General features: G+C 31.3%; 15 protein-coding genes and 2 tRNA genes. 9 read left to right on the top strand and 8 right to left on the bottom strand.

Features of this window, described 5'->3' with window-relative positions; all coding sequences use genetic code 11:
- Positions 1-3: 3 nt before the first annotated feature.
- From I6U51_RS09565 to purR, 7 genes are all read right to left on the bottom strand, one after another.
- Complete coding sequence (locus I6U51_RS09565; protein ID WP_211142430.1) at positions 4-1188, bottom strand: S1C family serine protease; 1185 nt, start codon at positions 1186-1188, stop codon at positions 4-6.
- Positions 1189-1272: 84 nt separating this feature from the next.
- On the bottom strand, positions 1273-2682 hold the full coding sequence (locus I6U51_RS09560; RefSeq protein WP_211142429.1) for a HAMP domain-containing sensor histidine kinase: 1410 nt from the start codon (positions 2680-2682) through the stop codon (positions 1273-1275).
- Positions 2683-3369 (bottom strand): response regulator transcription factor, encoded by a 687-nt coding sequence (locus tag I6U51_RS09555; protein WP_211142428.1) that lies wholly within the window; start codon positions 3367-3369, stop codon positions 2683-2685.
- Positions 3370-3570: 201 nt separating this feature from the next.
- Entirely contained in the window at positions 3571-4530 is a 960-nt protein-coding gene (locus I6U51_RS09550; protein WP_211142427.1) for a ribose-phosphate diphosphokinase, read from the bottom strand.
- Positions 4531-4550: 20 nt separating this feature from the next.
- Positions 4551-5921, bottom strand: coding sequence for a bifunctional UDP-N-acetylglucosamine diphosphorylase/glucosamine-1-phosphate N-acetyltransferase GlmU (gene glmU / locus I6U51_RS09545; RefSeq protein WP_211142426.1), 1371 nt, complete (start codon positions 5919-5921; stop codon positions 4551-4553).
- 159 nt (positions 5922-6080) lie between these two features.
- On the bottom strand, positions 6081-6371 hold the full coding sequence (spoVG, locus tag I6U51_RS09540; RefSeq protein WP_178907198.1) for a septation regulator SpoVG: 291 nt from the start codon (positions 6369-6371) through the stop codon (positions 6081-6083).
- A gap of 102 nt (positions 6372-6473) precedes the next feature.
- Positions 6474-7289 (bottom strand): pur operon repressor, encoded by an 816-nt coding sequence (gene purR / locus I6U51_RS09535; protein WP_211142425.1) that lies wholly within the window; start codon positions 7287-7289, stop codon positions 6474-6476.
- 215 nt (positions 7290-7504) lie between these two features.
- On the opposite strand from purR, the gene murC reads away from it, so the two are divergent.
- The 9 genes from murC to I6U51_RS09490 all read left to right on the top strand — a co-directional run bounded on the left by murC (position 7505) and on the right by I6U51_RS09490 (position 15819).
- Complete coding sequence (gene murC / locus I6U51_RS09530; RefSeq protein WP_211142424.1) at positions 7505-8884, top strand: UDP-N-acetylmuramate--L-alanine ligase; 1380 nt, start codon at positions 7505-7507, stop codon at positions 8882-8884.
- Between the two features lie 71 nt (positions 8885-8955).
- Positions 8956-9267: a hypothetical protein gene (locus tag I6U51_RS09525; protein ID WP_211142423.1), complete on the top strand. Its 312-nt coding sequence runs from the start codon at positions 8956-8958 to the stop codon at positions 9265-9267.
- Positions 9268-9383: 116 nt separating this feature from the next.
- A tRNA-Pro gene (locus tag I6U51_RS09520) sits at positions 9384-9459 on the top strand.
- Positions 9460-9510: 51 nt separating this feature from the next.
- Positions 9511-9586 (top strand) — tRNA-Pro (locus I6U51_RS09515).
- A 216-nt stretch (positions 9587-9802) separates the two neighbouring features.
- A complete protein-coding gene (locus tag I6U51_RS09510) occupies positions 9803-11149 on the top strand; it encodes a [Fe-Fe] hydrogenase large subunit C-terminal domain-containing protein (RefSeq protein ID WP_178907202.1) in 1347 nt (448 codons plus the stop codon).
- A gap of 160 nt (positions 11150-11309) precedes the next feature.
- Positions 11310-11963 carry an HAD family hydrolase gene (locus tag I6U51_RS09505; RefSeq protein WP_211142422.1) on the top strand — a complete coding sequence of 218 codons (654 nt, stop codon included), beginning with the start codon at positions 11310-11312 and terminating at the stop codon, positions 11961-11963.
- 186 nt (positions 11964-12149) lie between these two features.
- Positions 12150-12554, top strand: a complete 405-nt coding sequence (locus I6U51_RS09500) for a hypothetical protein (protein WP_211142421.1) — start codon at positions 12150-12152, stop codon at positions 12552-12554.
- Positions 12555-13017: 463 nt separating this feature from the next.
- A complete protein-coding gene (locus I6U51_RS09495) occupies positions 13018-14331 on the top strand; it encodes a pyridoxal phosphate-dependent aminotransferase (protein ID WP_211142420.1) in 1314 nt (437 codons plus the stop codon).
- A 753-nt stretch (positions 14332-15084) separates the two neighbouring features.
- Entirely contained in the window at positions 15085-15819 is a 735-nt protein-coding gene (locus tag I6U51_RS09490; RefSeq protein ID WP_211142419.1) for an MBL fold metallo-hydrolase, read from the top strand.
- Positions 15820-15869: 50 nt separating this feature from the next.
- On the opposite strand, the gene I6U51_RS09485 is transcribed toward I6U51_RS09490, so the two are convergent.
- A complete protein-coding gene (locus I6U51_RS09485) occupies positions 15870-17426 on the bottom strand; it encodes an ABC-F family ATP-binding cassette domain-containing protein (protein WP_211142418.1) in 1557 nt (518 codons plus the stop codon).
- Between the last annotated feature and the right edge of the window lie 208 nt (positions 17427-17634).

Below are 17634 nucleotides of genomic sequence, written 5' to 3'. Positions count from 1 at the left end.
TCCTTATCTATTTTTTTCTTTCACATCTGAAAGAGTAATATTTACTTCTATAGTTTTTCCATTTCTCCAAATTTTACACTGGATAGTGTCTCCAACCTTATGTTTATCTAAAACATCTGACAAATCTTCAACCTTAGTTATCTTTTTCTTATCTAGCTCAATAATAATATCTGTAGGTTTAATTCCAGCAACTGATGCACCGCTTCCTTGAACTACTTCTCTTATATAAACTCCTTGAATATTATTCTTCTCTGACACAACACCCTGACCATAAATGCCAAGGGATGGCCTTGAAACTTTACCATAATCCATTAGAGATTTTATTATATCCTTTGCTTCATTTATTCCTATTGCGAATCCCATTCCTTCTGCATTTGCCTCTGCCCCTATTTTTAAACTGTTTATTCCTATAACTTCACCCGTTTCATTACAAAGTGGCCCTCCACTATTGCCAGGATTTATAGCAGCATCTGTTTGCAAAACCTTATATATAGCTCCACCATATTGAATTTTTCTATTTAATGCACTTATTATTCCAGCTGTAACCGATCCTGAAAACTCTTCTCCCAAAGGATTTCCTATAGCGATGGCTATATCTCCTACTTTAACTTTAGATGAATCTCCAAACTTAGCAACCGGCAAATTTTGTGCATCTACCTTTATAACAGCTAAATCTGATCTTGGGTCAGTCCCAATTAAAGTCGCTGGTAAAGTTTTCCCACTAGAAAGCTTTACTGTTATCTTAGTTGCCCCTTCTATTACATGATTATTAGTAACTATATATCCATTAGGATCAAATATTATTCCTGAGCCACTTCCAACATCCTGTACACCAAAGTAACCTTCTGCCTTATTACTTATACCGACTACTGCGGGACTCACTGTTTCAGCAACCTTAGTTATATTAGTTTTAGGTAAATCTACGGCCTTCGTTTTAGCATCTTCATCTTTAGATTCAATCAAAGATTGATTAATTGGTGTATATGCTTTATTGGAATATTTTTTATTAACTATATAAGCTCCAGATACTCCACCTGAAACTGCTGCTATGAGTATAAAGGCTACGCCTTTAAATAAACCTTTTAATTTAGCTTTTGTTCTTCTATTTGTAAACTTTATCTCACCTTTTCCATCGCTTACATTTTTCCACTTAACATCTTTAACACTATCAAACCTGTTTTCATCCATCCAAGTACACCTCATAATCCATCAATATTAGGGACATTATAATAAAATATTTTTACACAAATATGAACAAAGTGTAATTATTCTTTAAATCCTTTTCAAAGTAAAAGTGAACATTACTCCTTGTGATTCCTTATTTTCAATCCATATGTCTTCCCCTAGCTGAGTAAGTATACTTCTGACTATAGATAGTCCAAGTCCTGTGCTAATTTTAGATGTTCTCGACTTATCTCCCTTATAAAACCTATTCCATATATATTTTAAATCATTCTCAGGTATAGTTGGGCCGTCATTAAATACTGATATTAAAGCCTTATCTCCTTTTGACTTTGTGCAAATTTTTACGTTTCCATCTTTTTTAACATATTTTATAGCATTATCTACAAGATTTGTAACTACTTGATTTATTCTATCTCTATCTGCTGCCACATAAAGATTATCATCCTGCATTAACACGTCTACCTTTAAATTTTTTTCTTTTATCTTCTGTTCAAATTTTATTACACATAATCTTATAATTTCGTTAATATCTATTTCTTCAATCCTTAGTTTAAATTGTCCCGCTTCAATAGCAGATAAATCCAACAAGTCATTTACAAGCCTTGTAAGTCTTTGAGTTTCTTCATAAGCAATTGATAGATAGTAATTCTCTTTTTCCTTTGGAATTACTCCATCTAAAATTCCACCAATAAATCCTTTTATAGAAGTTATTGGGGACCGTATCTCATGAGATACATTTGATATAAATTCTCTTCTATTCTTCTCTACTTCCTCTAAGGAATCTGCCATGGAATTAAAGGATTCTGCAAGCACGCCTATCTCGTCTTTTGATTTTATGCTTACCCTCTTATCCACTTCCCCCTTAGAAATTTTATCTGCTACATAATTTATTTGAGCAAGAGGCTTAACTATTATTTTTTGCGAAAAATAATAGATGACTATACATGAAATTACAATAGCAAATAAAGCAGAAATCCAAATGATCTCATATACCCTTATTAAGGTTCCCTTTAATTCACTTACAGAGGTATGCATCATTATAGCTCCTTTGAAAACACCTCTAGAAAAAATAGGTATATCGAAGGTATGCACAGGAACCTTAAATATATCTCCATAAATTCCTCTTTTTTCAATAGTGTGTCCCAGCCTTAGATCTTCCAATTCTTTTGTAAGAACCTGAGTATATAGAATTTTCTTATGGTCAATATCTGAAACAGCATATGCATATCCGTAATTATCTATAAGCCATATATCCGCGGACAAGTAATTGCCTATATATGTTAATGTTTCATTTATTTTATCAGATGAAATATTCCCTTCAAGATATTGTACCGCAGCAGTGCCTATAAATTGAGATTCAGTAATAAGCTGCCCCTTTCTTTGCTCAAAATAATAACTTTCAAACCAGTAAGATAGAAATGCAGCTGTCATAATAAAGCTTACCGCAATTATAGCTGCAAAAGTAGCTACTAGCTTGGAGAACAACCCTTTTTTCATCTACTTCACCTCAAACTTATATCCTACTCCCCATACTGTCTCAATTTGCCAATTTGGCCCTCCTTGAAGTTTTTCTCTAAGTCTTTTTACGTGAACATCAACAGTTCTTGAATCGCCAGGATAATCATATCCCCAAACTTCGCATAATAGTTGTTCTCTAGTAAATACTCTATTTTTATTACTTGCTAAATAGTATAATAACTCAAATTCTTTTGGAGGCATCTTTATTTCTTCGTCTTTGTAAAGTACAATATATGAATTAATATCAACTGTCAATTGTTCAAATTTTAATATCTCTTTATTTTCGTTATCTACATTATATCTTCTTAAAACAGCCTTTACCCTTGCCAATAATTCCTTAGGTTCAAATGGTTTAACTATGTAGTCGTCAGCGCCTAATTCAAGTCCTAATACTTTATCAAAGGTTTCTCCTTTGGCAGTAAGCATAATTACAGGAGTCTCGTAATCCTTTCTTATCCATTTAAGTACATCTATACCGTCGATATAAGGAAGCATTATATCTAGCAAAACTAAATCTGGTTTATACTCCTGAAAAACATCCTCAGCTTCTTTTCCATTGTGGCAAACCTTAGTATCATATCCCGCATTCTCTACATACATTTTTATTACTTCACATATGTTTTGATCATCATCAACAATTAAAACCCTTCCGATTCTTCCTTCCATATTGTATCTCCCTTCGTATATTATATTTTATAATAAATAATATAATTCAAATTATAATACATTTAATTCTATATATCTAATTTATCACATATTATATATCCTCTAATAGTATATCCTTAAAAAGTTACAAATAATTTACTATAATTTAATAGTATAAAAAGCATGCAGTAATTTAATTCTGCATGCTTTTAAAATCAATTTCTAGTCTTCAAATAATTTGCTTACTGAAATATCTTCATATATTCTTTTAATTGCTTCTGCAAATACAGGTGCTACAGATAATATCTTAAACTTATCTAACATTTTTTCTTCTGTTAGATCTATAGTATTTAACATTACCAATTCCTTAATAGCTGATTCCTTTATTCTGTCTATTGCCGGACCTGATAACACAGCGTGAGTACAACAAGCGTAAACTTCTTTTGCTCCCATTTGAACTAATGCATTAGCACCATTTGTTATAGTTCCTGCTGTATCTATCATATCATCTACTAGTATTACAGTTTTATCTTGTATGTCACCTATAACATTCATTATTTCTGATACATTAGCCTTTGGTCTTCTCTTATCAATAATAGCTATTGGCGCATGTAACTTATCTGCAAATTTTCTCGCTCTTGTTACACTTCCAAGGTCTGGTGAAACAACAACTATGTCTTCTCTTTCTGCAAATCCTTTTTGTATAAAGTATTTTGCTAAAATAGGCGCTCCCAATAAATGATCTAGTGGTATATTGAAATATCCCTGAATTTGAGATGCATGTAAGTCCATTGTTAAAACTCTATCTGCTCCTGCAGCAGTTAATATGTCTGCAACAAGCTTTGCAGTGATTGGATCTCTTGCTTTTGCTTTTCTATCTTGTCTTGCATATCCATAATAAGGTATTACCGCTGTTATTCTTCCTGCTGAAGCTCTTTTAAAGGCATCAATCATTATTAAAAGCTCCATTAGATTGTCATTTACAGGGTTATTTGTAGATTGAACTACAAACACATCTGTACCTCTTACAGTTTCGTTAATGTTTGCTGATATCTCGCCATCACTGAATGTTGAAACTACAGCATCTCCAACAGATAATCCTAAAATACCTGCAATGTCTTTTGCTAGTCCTGGATGAGAATTACCAGCAAAAATTTTAATATTTTTACCATGGGTTATCATTATGAAATCCTCCTAAAATTTTATTTCTTTATTCCTTTTTTCTCTAACCAACCTTCTTTATTAACCTGCTTGCATCTTGCGATAGCTAAAGCTCCTTCTGGAACTTCATCAGTTATAGTTGATCCTGCTGCTATATAAGTGTTATTGTTAACTTTAACTGGCGCAACTAGGTTTGTGTTGCAACCAATAAATGCATTATCACCAATTACTGTTTTATGCTTTTTCTGTCCATCGTAATTTACAACAACTGTGCCACATCCGAAATTACACTTGCTTCCTATCTCAGCATCTCCTATATATGTTAAATGAGAAACCTTTGTTTCATCTCCTATAGTAGATTTTTTTATTTCAACAAAGTCTCCAATTCTAGCTGATTTGCCTATAACACTTTCAGGCCTTACATATGCGAATGGCCCTACTGTAGTTCCTTCACCTATCTTACTTTCTAATATTGTAGAACATTGTATTGTAACATTTTTATCTATAATACTATCTTTTATCCTAGAATTAGAGTGAATAGTACAATTTTCTCCTATTACTGTTTTGCCTTGAATAACGTTACCTGGATATATTATAGTATCATTACCTATTTCAACATCTATATCTATATATGTGCAATCTGGATCAATTAGAGTAACTCCGTTGTCCATATGCATTTGATTTATTCTCTTTCTCATTACCTTCTCAGCTTCTGAGAGTTGTACTCTAGAATTTATACCCATAGTTTCTTCAAAGGGTATCGGCAACGCTCCTATTTTTTCGCCTTCATTTTTTAGAATTCCTATAACATCAGGTAAATAGTACTCTCCTTGAGCATTGTTATTGTCTAGTTTGTCTAAACTTTTAAGTAGACTTTCTATGTCAAAACAATACATTCCTGAGTTTATTTCATTAATCTTCATTTCTTCTTCAGTGCAGTCCTTGTGCTCTACTATCTTGCAAACTTCTTGATTACTTTCTCTTAATACTCTGCCATATCCATAAGGGTTATCTACTATTGAAGTCAATATAGTTGCTTTATAGTTTTTACTACCATGAAAATCAAAGAGCCTTTCCACCGTACTTTTCGTAATTAAAGGAGCATCTCCTGTAAATATTGCTACAGTACCTTTCTTACCCTTTAAAAATTCCTTTGCACACATAACAGCATGACCAGTTCCAAGCTGCTTATCTTGCAATGAATAGTTTACAGTCCTATTGGTAGTAGCATCCTTTACTTTATCTGCTCCTCTGCCTACAATTACATTTATGTCATTTACTTTTGCTTCTTTTACTGTATCTATTACAACGTTTACCATTTCTTTTCCACATATTTTATGAAGTACCTTAGGCGTGGAAGATTTCATCCTTTTTCCTTCTCCAGCGGCTAATATTATAGCACAATTATACATTATAACACCTCTTTATGGTCATAAACCTACATTTTTCTACTTTATATTATACGAACATCCCTTAAATATTATATTTTATATAGATATTATTTTCAACCTTATGAGTCATTTTTATATAAAAAAATCAATAATAAAAAGGAGTAGCTATACTCCTTTTTATTATTCTTCCGTAATTTGCTCGGAAGCAACTTCTTCATTTTTTACTTTTTCAAACTCTTCTAAAATAGATTTTTGTATTTTTTCTCTTGTTTGAGTATTAATTGGATGTGCAATGTCTTTAAACTCTCCATCAGGAGTCTTTCTGCTTGGCATTGCTATAAAAAGACCATTTTGGCCTTCTATAACCTTTATATCGTGAACTACAAATTCATTATCAAAGGTTACTGAAACTATAGCTTTCATCTTACCTTCAGCAGCAATTTTTCTTACTCTAACGTCTGTAATTTGCATATAAAATCCACCTCCAAGATGCTTATGTATATATTATTCTCTACATTTTATATTTTTCCTTCTTTATTTTGTTAAAAATTAATAAATTTTTTGAAAATTATATTATTTGAACATTTCAGAAGGAAATAACAATGCTTCCCCATTTTCATCAATACCTTTAAAATCTACTATTGATACATAATCTTGAATAAGTTTCTTAGGCGTTTCCACATTATCAATCAGTACACCTATCCCTAATAGTTCACTATCAAATTCTTTCAATAAATCTATTATACCTGATGCTGTACCTCCAGCCTTCATAAAATCATCTATAAATATACACTTACTTCCCTTATTCATTGCCTTTTTAGATAGGGACATATTTTGAATTCTCCCGGTAGATCCTGAAACATAATTTATACTCAGGGTTGATCCTTCAGTAACCTTTGTTTCTCTTCTAACTACTACCAATTGAACTCCGAGCATTTTAGCCACTTCATAAGCTAGTGGAATTCCTTTAGTTTCAACTGTAACTACATAATCCACATTTTTATCAATAAATGATGCAGCAAGTATAACACCTGCTGTTTGTATAACCTGAGGGTTAAACATTAAATCAGTCATGTATAAAAAATTCCCTGGTATTATTCTTTCTCTATTTTTCAAAATAATACATAGTTTTTCAGCAAATTCCTTAATTTTTTCATTAGATAGTCCACATACATACTTAACTCCTCCAGCAGCGCCAGATATAGTTTCAACTCTTCCCATACTAAGCTTCATTAAAATATCCTTGACTACAACTAAATCTTCACTTATTGTAGACTTAGCAGCGTTAAACATATCAGTAAAATTATTTAAGTTTATAATTTTATTTGGATTTTCTATTAATATTTTTGTTATGGCTGCAACCCTTTGGTTTCTACTAAATTTATCCATAATCATCACCTATTCACTTTAAAATTTACGAATATTTTTTTAAAATTATATCCTATTATTCATATTTTATTCTAAAAAAACCATATAATCAATAACTTTATTATCTTGTTTCATATATGCCAAAGTTCAAAATAAAATTTAACAATTGTGTTTTTTTGACTAATTTTTGTATATAATTATTAAATGAAGTTATTTAATTAAAGGAGCTGATTCTAATGACATTTGATTTTATAAACGATAAAAATAAAAATATACACTTTATAGGTATAGGCGGTATAAGTATGAGTGGCCTAGCTGAGATTTTATTAAACAGAAGCTTTAAAGTGTCGGGCTCTGATATGAAGGCTTCACCTATAACTGATACTCTATCAACTAGAGGTGCTGAGATTCATATAGGCCAAAAGAAAGATAACATAAATAAAGATATAGACTTAGTAGTATATACTGCAGCAATATCTGAAGACAATCCTGAGTTAATGCGCGCTAAGGAGCTAAACATACCGACCATAACTAGAGCTGAATTTTTAGGCAGCATAATGAAAGGTCATAAATTTAACATAGCTGTAGCTGGAACACACGGAAAAACAACAACAACTTCAATGGTTTCTCATATATGTCTAGATGCTGATTTAGATCCTACCATACTTGTAGGTGGACAGCTTGATGCCATAAATGGAAACGTACGTCCAGGCAATAGTGACTATTTTGTAACAGAAGCTTGCGAGTACAAAGGTTCTTTCCTTGAGTTTTTTCCTTATGTAGGAGTAATACTAAATATAGATGCAGATCATCTAGATTATTATAAAGATATAAATGATATTGAAAATGCATTTATAAAATTCGCTAAGCTTATCCCTAATGACGGTTACTTAGTTTGTTATGCTGAAGATGAAAGAATGAAAAATGTGATTTCTCAATCAAACTGCAACGTAGTTACTTATGGAATTGACTCTGGTGATGTTGTGGCAAAAAATATTGTATTTAATGAAAAGGGATGTGCTTACTTTGATGTGTATAGAGGTGAATCAAAACTTTTATCTATACAACTAAATATCCCTGGTAAGCATAATATTTTAAATGCTCTTGCTAGTATATGCTCTGCTTTAAGCCTTAATATATCTTATGAAAATATAGTAAATGGCTTACAAAGTTACAAAGGTACTCATAGAAGATTTGAACTAAAAGGAGTAAAAAATGGAGTTACTGTTGTTGATGACTATGCTCACCATCCAACAGAAGTTAAAGCTACATTGAGTGCAGCTAAAAATTATCCTCATAAGAAAATATTCTGCGTATTTCAGCCACACACCTATTCAAGAACAATAAATCTTTTTAATGAATTTAGTGAAGCTTTTGATGGTGTGGATGAACTTATATTAGCAGATATATATGCCGCAAGAGAGAAGGATACTGGTATCGTAAGCTCTTCTATGCTTGCAGACAAAGTGAAAGAAAGAGGCGTAAAATGCTCTAACATCCATAGTTTCGATGAAATAGTATCTTATCTAAATAAAAATTTAGAAAATGGTGATATTCTTTTAACTGTTGGTGCAGGAGACGTCTTCAAAATAGGAGAAATGTATCTTAAAAATTAAAAAATATAACTATGCGTAAAATCCTCCAACATGGTAATAATATAACTTATAACCTGTTGGAGGTGTTTTCTATGAAAAACTTTTTGATATCTGCTGTAGTAGATATTATTTTAATTTTTATTTCCTATTTTTTGTTTAGAAATATAATTAGTGGTCCTACACGCCACAGACTTTATGAAAAATTCTTTGGTTCTTTTGCTAAATTTGTAATTTATACATTTATAGCAACTTTAATTATAACAGGCGTTACAGCCTTAATCCTTTATAGAACCTGGTACATAGCTTATATTAATATATTGGCACCAGCATTGGTTTCTATACTAGTAGGATTTCTTATGTCAACTGTTCCTACACGCGGTGCAGGAGATGAAAAAAGCAAATAATAATTTTTAACGCTTACAAATAACTGATAGTAGTGAAATAACAAATCTATCAGTTATTTTATTATTATATTCACTATTGACTTTTTCCAAAATATAGTATATGATATTAAATATACCGGGGTGTGGCGCAGATGGGAGCGCGCGTGGTTTGGGACCATGAGGTCGCAGGTTCAATCCCTGTCACCCCGACCATTGAGTTACTAATGATTAGTAACTCTTTTTGCATTAAATACTAATATTTGTCGGGGTGTGGCGCAGTTGGTAGCGCGCTTGCTTCGGGAGCAAGAGGTCGCAAGTTCAAATCTTGTCACTCCGACCAAAAATACGTGGTAGATAAAATTTATCACGTATCTTTTTATAAGATTAAGTTCATTTTATATTTGAATAGATATTATCAACATTTATAATAATTCCTATATTAAATTTTTCATTTTAGATCAATCATTAGAAATTGGGTTAATGTTTTAAATTTAGAGTAAATTATAAATAATATGGTATAATATAAATTATTACTTACTTATAAGGAGTTGTTAGCATGAAAGCAAAATATAGTGATTTATTCAAGTCATTAATAAAAGCATATTATGAAGACAAGTTTGAGGATAAGGTAAATGAAATCTTAGCATCGAATGAACTTGATAAAGAAAATCTATGTAAAGTTATTTCCTCACTTTGTGGAACCGGTATAACTTATAGTCCAAACTTTATTTCAGACTTAAAAAAAGCTATATCCTCTTACGAAGCAGACCATAAAATAGTTAATAAAATCAAACATTGTTCAATGGATTGTACAGATGAAAATGGAGAAACTATATGCCAAAAATCATGTCCCTTTAACGCTATATTTATAGATAAGGAAAAACATACAAGTGTCATTGATTGTGAAAAATGTACTGATTGTGGTTTTTGTGTAGAAGCGTGCCCTACTGGTGGAATTCTTGATAGAGTGGAATTTATTCCATTAGCGGAACTCCTTAAAAGTAAATCACCAGTTATAGCTGCAGTAGCTCCAGCAATTATTGGTCAATTTGGTGATACTGTAACTATAGATCAATTAAGAGCTGCTTTTAAAAGAATTGGTTTTACTGACATGGTAGAAGTGGCATTTTTTGCAGATATGCTTACCTTGAAAGAAACTGTTGAATTTGACCGTTTTGTAAAAAAACAAGATGATTTAATGATAACTTCATGCTGCTGTCCAATGTGGGTTGGTATGCTTAAAAGAGTTTATAACAACCTAGTAAAAAATGTTTCTCCTTCTGTATCTCCAATGATTGCTTCTGGCAGAGTACTAAAGAAGTTGAATCCTGACTGCAAGGTTGTATTTGTAGGGCCTTGTATTGCTAAAAAGGCAGAAGCAAAAGAGAAAGATTTATTGGGAGATATAGATTTCGTGCTTACTTTTGCAGAAATGAAAGATATCTTTGAAGCTTTAGATGTAAAACCTGTGGAAATGGAAGAGGATACTTCTACTGAATATGCATCAAGAGGTGGAAGACTTTACGGTCGTACTGGAGGAGTATCTACTGCTATAGGTGATGCAATAGAGAGAATATATCCTGAAAAACACAAGTTATTAAAGACAGCTCAGGCGAATGGAGTAAAAGATTGTAAAGAAATGCTTGAAAAAGCACAAAGAGGCGAGTTAGATGCTAACTTTATAGAAGGAATGGGCTGCATCGGCGGCTGCGTAGGTGGCCCAAAAGCTGTTATTCCAAGAGAAAAAGGAAGAGAACACCTTGATGAAATGGCTGAAAATTCATCTATAAAAGTAGCCGTTGATAGTACTTGCATGAATAAAATACTCGATAGCATGGGTATATTTTCCTTTGAAGATTTTAAAGATGAAGAAAAAGTACATATATTCGAGAGAAAATTTTAACAGAATTTAATAACATACATACGTTTTTAAAAGGAGAATGCCTCACAAATTTCTGAGGTATTCTCCTTTTGATTGTATATAATATATTAGAATTTAAGGTCACTTTTTACAGTTTATATTGCTTATATTTGATGTTATACTATAAATCGAGGTGATGTTTATGCTTAAAAATATTAAAGGTGCAATATTTGATATGGATGGTACTCTTATAGACTCTATGTGGGTATGGAGCAAGATAGATGAAGAATATTTAAAAAAGAGAAACATTATTTTACCTAACAACTTGAAAGAAGATATAGAACATATGGGCTTTACAGAAGTCGCTCAATATTTTAAAGATAGATTTAATATTTCTGACACAATAGAAGAAATTCAGAGAGAATGGAATGAAATGGCCATCAATCAGTATACTCATCATGTTTCATTAAAGCCCGGTGCTAGAGAGTTTTTGTCCCTATTGAAAGCAAAAGGAATAAAAATTGCTTTAGCAACAAGTAACTGTAAACCATTGATAGAAATTGCTCTTAAAAGAAATGATATATATCACTATTTTGATTCAATAACAACTACCGACGAGGTTTCTAGAGGCAAAGATTTTCCAGACGTATATTTACTAGCATCAGAGAGACTAATGCTAAAGCCTAAGGAGTGCGTTGTATTTGAGGATATACTGCCTGCTGTTAAAGGGGCAAAGGCTGCTGGTATGACTGTAGTAGGCGTACATGATTCCTATTCAGAATATCAAAAGGAAGACATAATAAATTCTGCTGATATGTATATTCTTCAATATAGAGAACTTATAGAGGCTGTTTAATGTTTAAAATCCTAGTTAAATTTAACTAGGATTTTTTTATTTTATGACAGTTTTGACTTATTAGTGAATATAATAATATTGTATATCTATAGGGAGGTTAAAGTCCTAAATGGACTTTAACGGGTGATTTTGCTGGTGGAAACAAGCAAAATCACCCAGTGTTCCGACTGAAAGGAGGAAAGGTTAATGCTGGCGTTTTTATTTGTACTCCTCGTTGGTTTCTCTTTATTTGTTTCTTACTATTTCACAAATAAGGTATCAAATCAAAGAAAGCAAATTTTACTTCTAAAATATCAAAATAATAATTTAAAGCACAAAACAAATTCAGAGTCCAGTTTGCATACTACTATCAAATATCTAAACCCTAATTATAGTGAAGGTATCATTAAGGATGACTGTAATTTATATATAGCACCTTTAAGTAATTCTGCTATAATTAATTATTTAAATCAATCTACTATAATACAAATATATGATAGTGCAGAAATCAATGATGAACTATGGTATGAGGTTTCGATTCTGTCAGAAGATAGGATTAACTCAAAGGGATGGATAAAAAATAATTATATAAATTTCAAGGATAGTATATAAGATTTAAAGCCCGAAAATTAACTTTCGGGCTTTAAACCTTATATACTATCTTAGTTGCCCAAGTGAAGAAAACACAACTTAAAAAATTTATCCAAATCTTCTATTAAAACTAAATAAATTATTAAATATTGAATAAATAATTAAAATTAACTTAATTAATTAAAAAATTTTGAAAATTTATAATAACGTGGTATACTTATATACAGGTAAGAGCCTTCAGCAAATTATACTAATAAAACTCTTTAAGCGATATATTAAAACAACTCTATTGCGTATAAAACTAAGTTCTGTAATGAATTTAAAAAGATTTACGCATTACACTTCTTAAATATCAAGTTGCAGTAAATGAAAAAATATCAAACCAGTACGAGCTTTTGAACTGTATGTTTAAAGAGTTTCTTAGAAGAGCAATGAATGCTATGCATACATTATAAATTACATATTTTAAGGGGGTATTTTATTCATGAATAAACCAGTATTATCAGATCATTTCAAAAAAAGAATGCCATCAGATGTAAGACTTGGGCAAATCAAATTTGAGGGACGTAAAGTTAAACCTGCATTAATCAATGTAGCGATTGGAAACGTTTCGCTTCCAACAAATCCTGCTATGCAGAAAAGAATGTTTTCATTAAACGCACCTGAAAGTCCATTTGCAAAAGGCGTTATAAGATATTCAGGTACTGCTGGTGTTCCTGAAGCTCAAGAAGCTTTTAAAAACATTCTCAAATGCGAAGGTTTTAATACTGATAAATTACACGTTGCAGTAACTGATGGCGGATCTAGCGGTATGGAATTGTTATTACTTGGTGTTTGCGGAGATGCAGGCACAGATGAAAAACCATTTATGATGATTGATCCAGCCTATACAAATTATATTTCTTTTGCAGAAAGAATAGGACGTAAAACTGTTACAGTAAAACGTCATTTAAGCGAAGATGGAAAGTTCAGTCTTCCAGAACTAGATAAAATTGAAGAAACTATTAAAGAGCACAATCCTGGAGCACTTCTTGTAATACCTTACGACAATCCTACAGGTCAGCTCTATGATTATCCAGCTCTTAAAGAGCTTGCTAAACTATGCGTAAAATATAATATGTGGATGGTAAGCGACGAAGCTTATCGTGAATTGTATTATGATGAAAAGACTGATCTAGTAAGCATCTGGGGATTAAGTGATGCAGATGTACCTGGCATAGAAGGAAGAAGAATAAGCTTAGAAACAGCATCAAAGGTATGGAATGCCTGCGGTTTAAGAATCGGAGCTTTAATCACTGACAATGAAGAATTCTATACTCAAGCAGTAGCTGAATATACTGCTAACCTTTGCAGTAACGTTATAGGTCAGTATATATTTGGTGCACTAGCACATGAAACTAAGGAAGATATCGCTGGATGGTGCAAAGGACTTCGTGAGTACTACAAAGAGATAATGTTTAAATTCTATAATAATCTAAAGGAATTAGAACCTGGTCTAATCGTTTCTAGTCCTGATGCATCTATATACTCAGTAATTGATGTTAGAAATATTGTAAAACCAGGATTTGATTCAATCGACTTTGTTTTATACTGTGCACAAGAGGGCTCAGTAAACTTAAACGGAGTGGATACAACTCTTTTAGTAGCACCTTTAAAAGGTTTCTATGACATTAAATCAGGTGATGCTAATCCAGGAAGTACTCAATTCCGTGTAGCATTTATAGAAACTCCAGAAAACATGGAAAAAGTTCCTGAATTATTCGTTAAGCTTTTAAAACAGTATGAAGCTCAACGCTAAAATTTACAAAATAAGCGCGATAAAAGATTAAATACCACCTGCATAAAGTGTGGTTTACTATGGGGTTACCTTTTGTTAGGTGACCCAACATAAATAAAAGGAGTGCGTTGCACTCCTTTTTATTTCTATTACACAATTTTTAACTTACTATGTTCTTCTTACGTAGCATTGCCTTACACGTATATACAATATATTAACTTCTAAATTCAATTTATTGAAATGAATAAAGTATAGACACTTAAAGAGCTTGATTTATAGAAATAAATATGATAAACTTTATAAAAATTAATGTTATGAGGTGAATATTGAAAATGATTTATTAATCTTATTTAAACTGGATTTATATAACTAAGCAAAGTTTAAGATCATACTTTTAAGTATGGTTGTTCAAGTTGCTTTTTTATGTAATATAATTGAGTTTTGGATAAGATTATGTTTATAACAGATCATTTTGCCATATATACTTCATGGTAACTTTAAATGGATGTTAATATGTACTATAACAGCTTTTTAACATTCACGTTTTAATTTTATGATTTTATATGAACACATTAACTTTCCGAAACTATACAGTTTAGGAGAGTTTTTTTATGCTTAATTTAAAAAATTAATCTAAATAACTATAAATAATTTCCGTGACTTACTAAAACTCAAAATACAAAAGATAATTTATAGTACAAGACATCATATCAAAGTACAAAAAAATCCAACCTAAATATATTATAGCTTAAATTAAGGAAAGGTGGGTATTAAATGGCTTTATTAAAAGTTACTGAAAGAGTTTATTTTCTTGCCAATGAACAAGAAACCGATAGACCATTATTAGGTTACATCAAAGGAGATAAGTATTCACTTATGATTGATGGTGGAAACTCAAAAAATCATATAGAAAAATTTAATAAGTTATTAAAAGAATCTAATTTAAAAATTCCAGATTACGCAGCTATTACTCATTTTCATTGGGATCATACGTATGGAATGCACGCAATCGAAGGAAAAACGATAGCATGTGAAATAACCAATAAAAAGTTAAAAATCATGGCTAAATGGGAATGGTCTGATACTGCAATGAAAAACCGTCTATTAACTGGTGAGGATATCGAATTTGCAGATACAAATATCCGTAAAGAATATCAATCTTTACAAGATATAAAAGTGGTAACAGCTGATATAGCATTTGATGATGAATTAAAACTTGATTTAGGTGGTATTAATATTATTTTAAAGAATGTTATTGCCCCTCATTCAGAAGATTCTGTTATAGTTTATGTCCCTGAAGAAAAAGTGATTTTTATTGGAGATGCTTATAGCAAAGATTATTATGACAATTGTAAATATGATCCAATTAAAATAAAAAACTTTATTACCACTTTAGAAAATCTAGAGTTTAATACTTGTTTTGTAGGACATTCTAATCCTTTGAAAAAGGAAGATATTATTAGATTTTTAAACTCACAATATGAGCAAATTGTAAAAGAAAATCATTAAGTTCAAAAATATGAAAAAGAGCTAGTTTTCTAGCTCTTAATTAATAAATATTATACGATTTTAGTTGTCCAAGATTCACAATCCCATATATCTGTAACTACATCTCTATAAAATTCTGGTTCGTGACATACAAGAAGTATAGTTCCTTTATATTCTTTTAACGCTCTCTTTAACTCTTCTTTTGCTTCTACATCCAAATGATTTGTAGGCTCATCAAGAATAAGTATGTTTGTTTCCTTATTTAATATCTTACATAATCTAACTTTTGCTTGCTCACCACCACTTAAAACTACAACTTTACTTTCAATATGTTTCGTTGTAAGACCACACTTTGCAAGAGCTGCTCTTACTTCATATTGAGTAAACGAAGGGAAATCCTTCCATATTTCTTCTATACAAGTGTTATAGTTTGCTTCCTTTATTTCTTGTTCAAAATAACCAATGTGTTGGTAATCACCAAGCTCCACTTCACCAGAAACAGGCTTTATTTGTCCAAGTAAGCTTTTTAAAAGTGTTGACTTACCAAGACCGTTTGCCCCTACTAAAGCAATCTTTTGTCCTCTTTCCATGTAAAGACTTAATGGTTTTGTTAATGGCTCATCATATCCTATAACTAAATCCTTAGTTTCAAAAATCATCTTACCAGCAGCCCTAGCTTGTTTAAAGTTGAACTCTGGCTTTGGCTTTTCTGCTGTAAGTTCTATTCTATCAATCTTATCAAGCTTCTTTTGTCTAGACTTTGCCATATTAGCAGTAGCAACATTAGCTTTATTTCTAGCAACAAAGTCCTCTAGCTTCTCTATCTCCTTTTGTTGTCTATCATAAGCAGCTTCTAATTGAGCCTTTTTAAGCTCATACAATCTTTGGAATTCATTATAGTCTCCAACATATCTTGTCAGTCTTCTATTTTCAATATGATAAATTAAATTAATTACACTGTTTAAGAATGGAATATCATGAGATATTAATAAAAAGGCATTTTCATAATTTTGAAGATATCTCTTTAACCACTCAATATGCTCCTCATCCAAATAGTTTGTAGGCTCGTCTAGAAGTAATATATCTGGATTTTGAAGTAATAACTTACCTAAAAGAATTTTGGTTCTTTGTCCGCCAGATAAATCTGAAACATCTTTATCAAGTCCTAAATCTAAAAGTCCTAATCCTTTTGCCACTTCCTCTACCTTAGCATCTATAACATAAAATCCATTATGATCCAACATGTCTTGAATTATAGCAGTTCTTTCAAGGGCTTTATTCATCTCGTCTTCATTCATGTCTCCCATACTGCCATAAAGTGTATTCATTTCTGTTTCAAGATCAAAAAGGTATTGGAATGCACCTCTTAATGCTTCTCTAATTGTCATACCTTTAATTAATGAACCATGCTGATCCATGTAACCTACCCTAACATTATTTGACCAAATAACTTGTCCTTCGTCTGGCATAAGATTGTCTGTTATTATGTTCATAAATGTTGATTTACCTTCACCATTAGCTCCAATAAGGCCAACATGTTCACCTTTCAGTAATCTAAATGAAACATCTTCTAATATAGCTCTATCACCAAATCCATGGCTAACATTTTTAACCGTTAGTATACTCATATTTTTTCTCCTCAAACCTTTCATATTAAACATAAAATATCTCAAAATACTACAAGAAATAGTTTAATTTATTCTTGAGTATTATGTCAAAGGAATTTTAATGTATAAATTATTATTTTAAATTACAGTATGATAAAAAATATTATATACTACAATTTTCAAATTGTGGTATACTACATAATGAATGAAAACAGGGAGGTAATGCGCT

This window comes from Clostridium aciditolerans, assembly GCF_016316925.1.
Lineage (GTDB): Bacteria > Bacillota > Clostridia > Clostridiales > Clostridiaceae > Clostridium_AM > Clostridium_AM aciditolerans.
The sequence above is the reverse complement of the archived record's forward strand: the minus strand, read 5'-3'. Positions and strand labels throughout refer to the sequence as shown.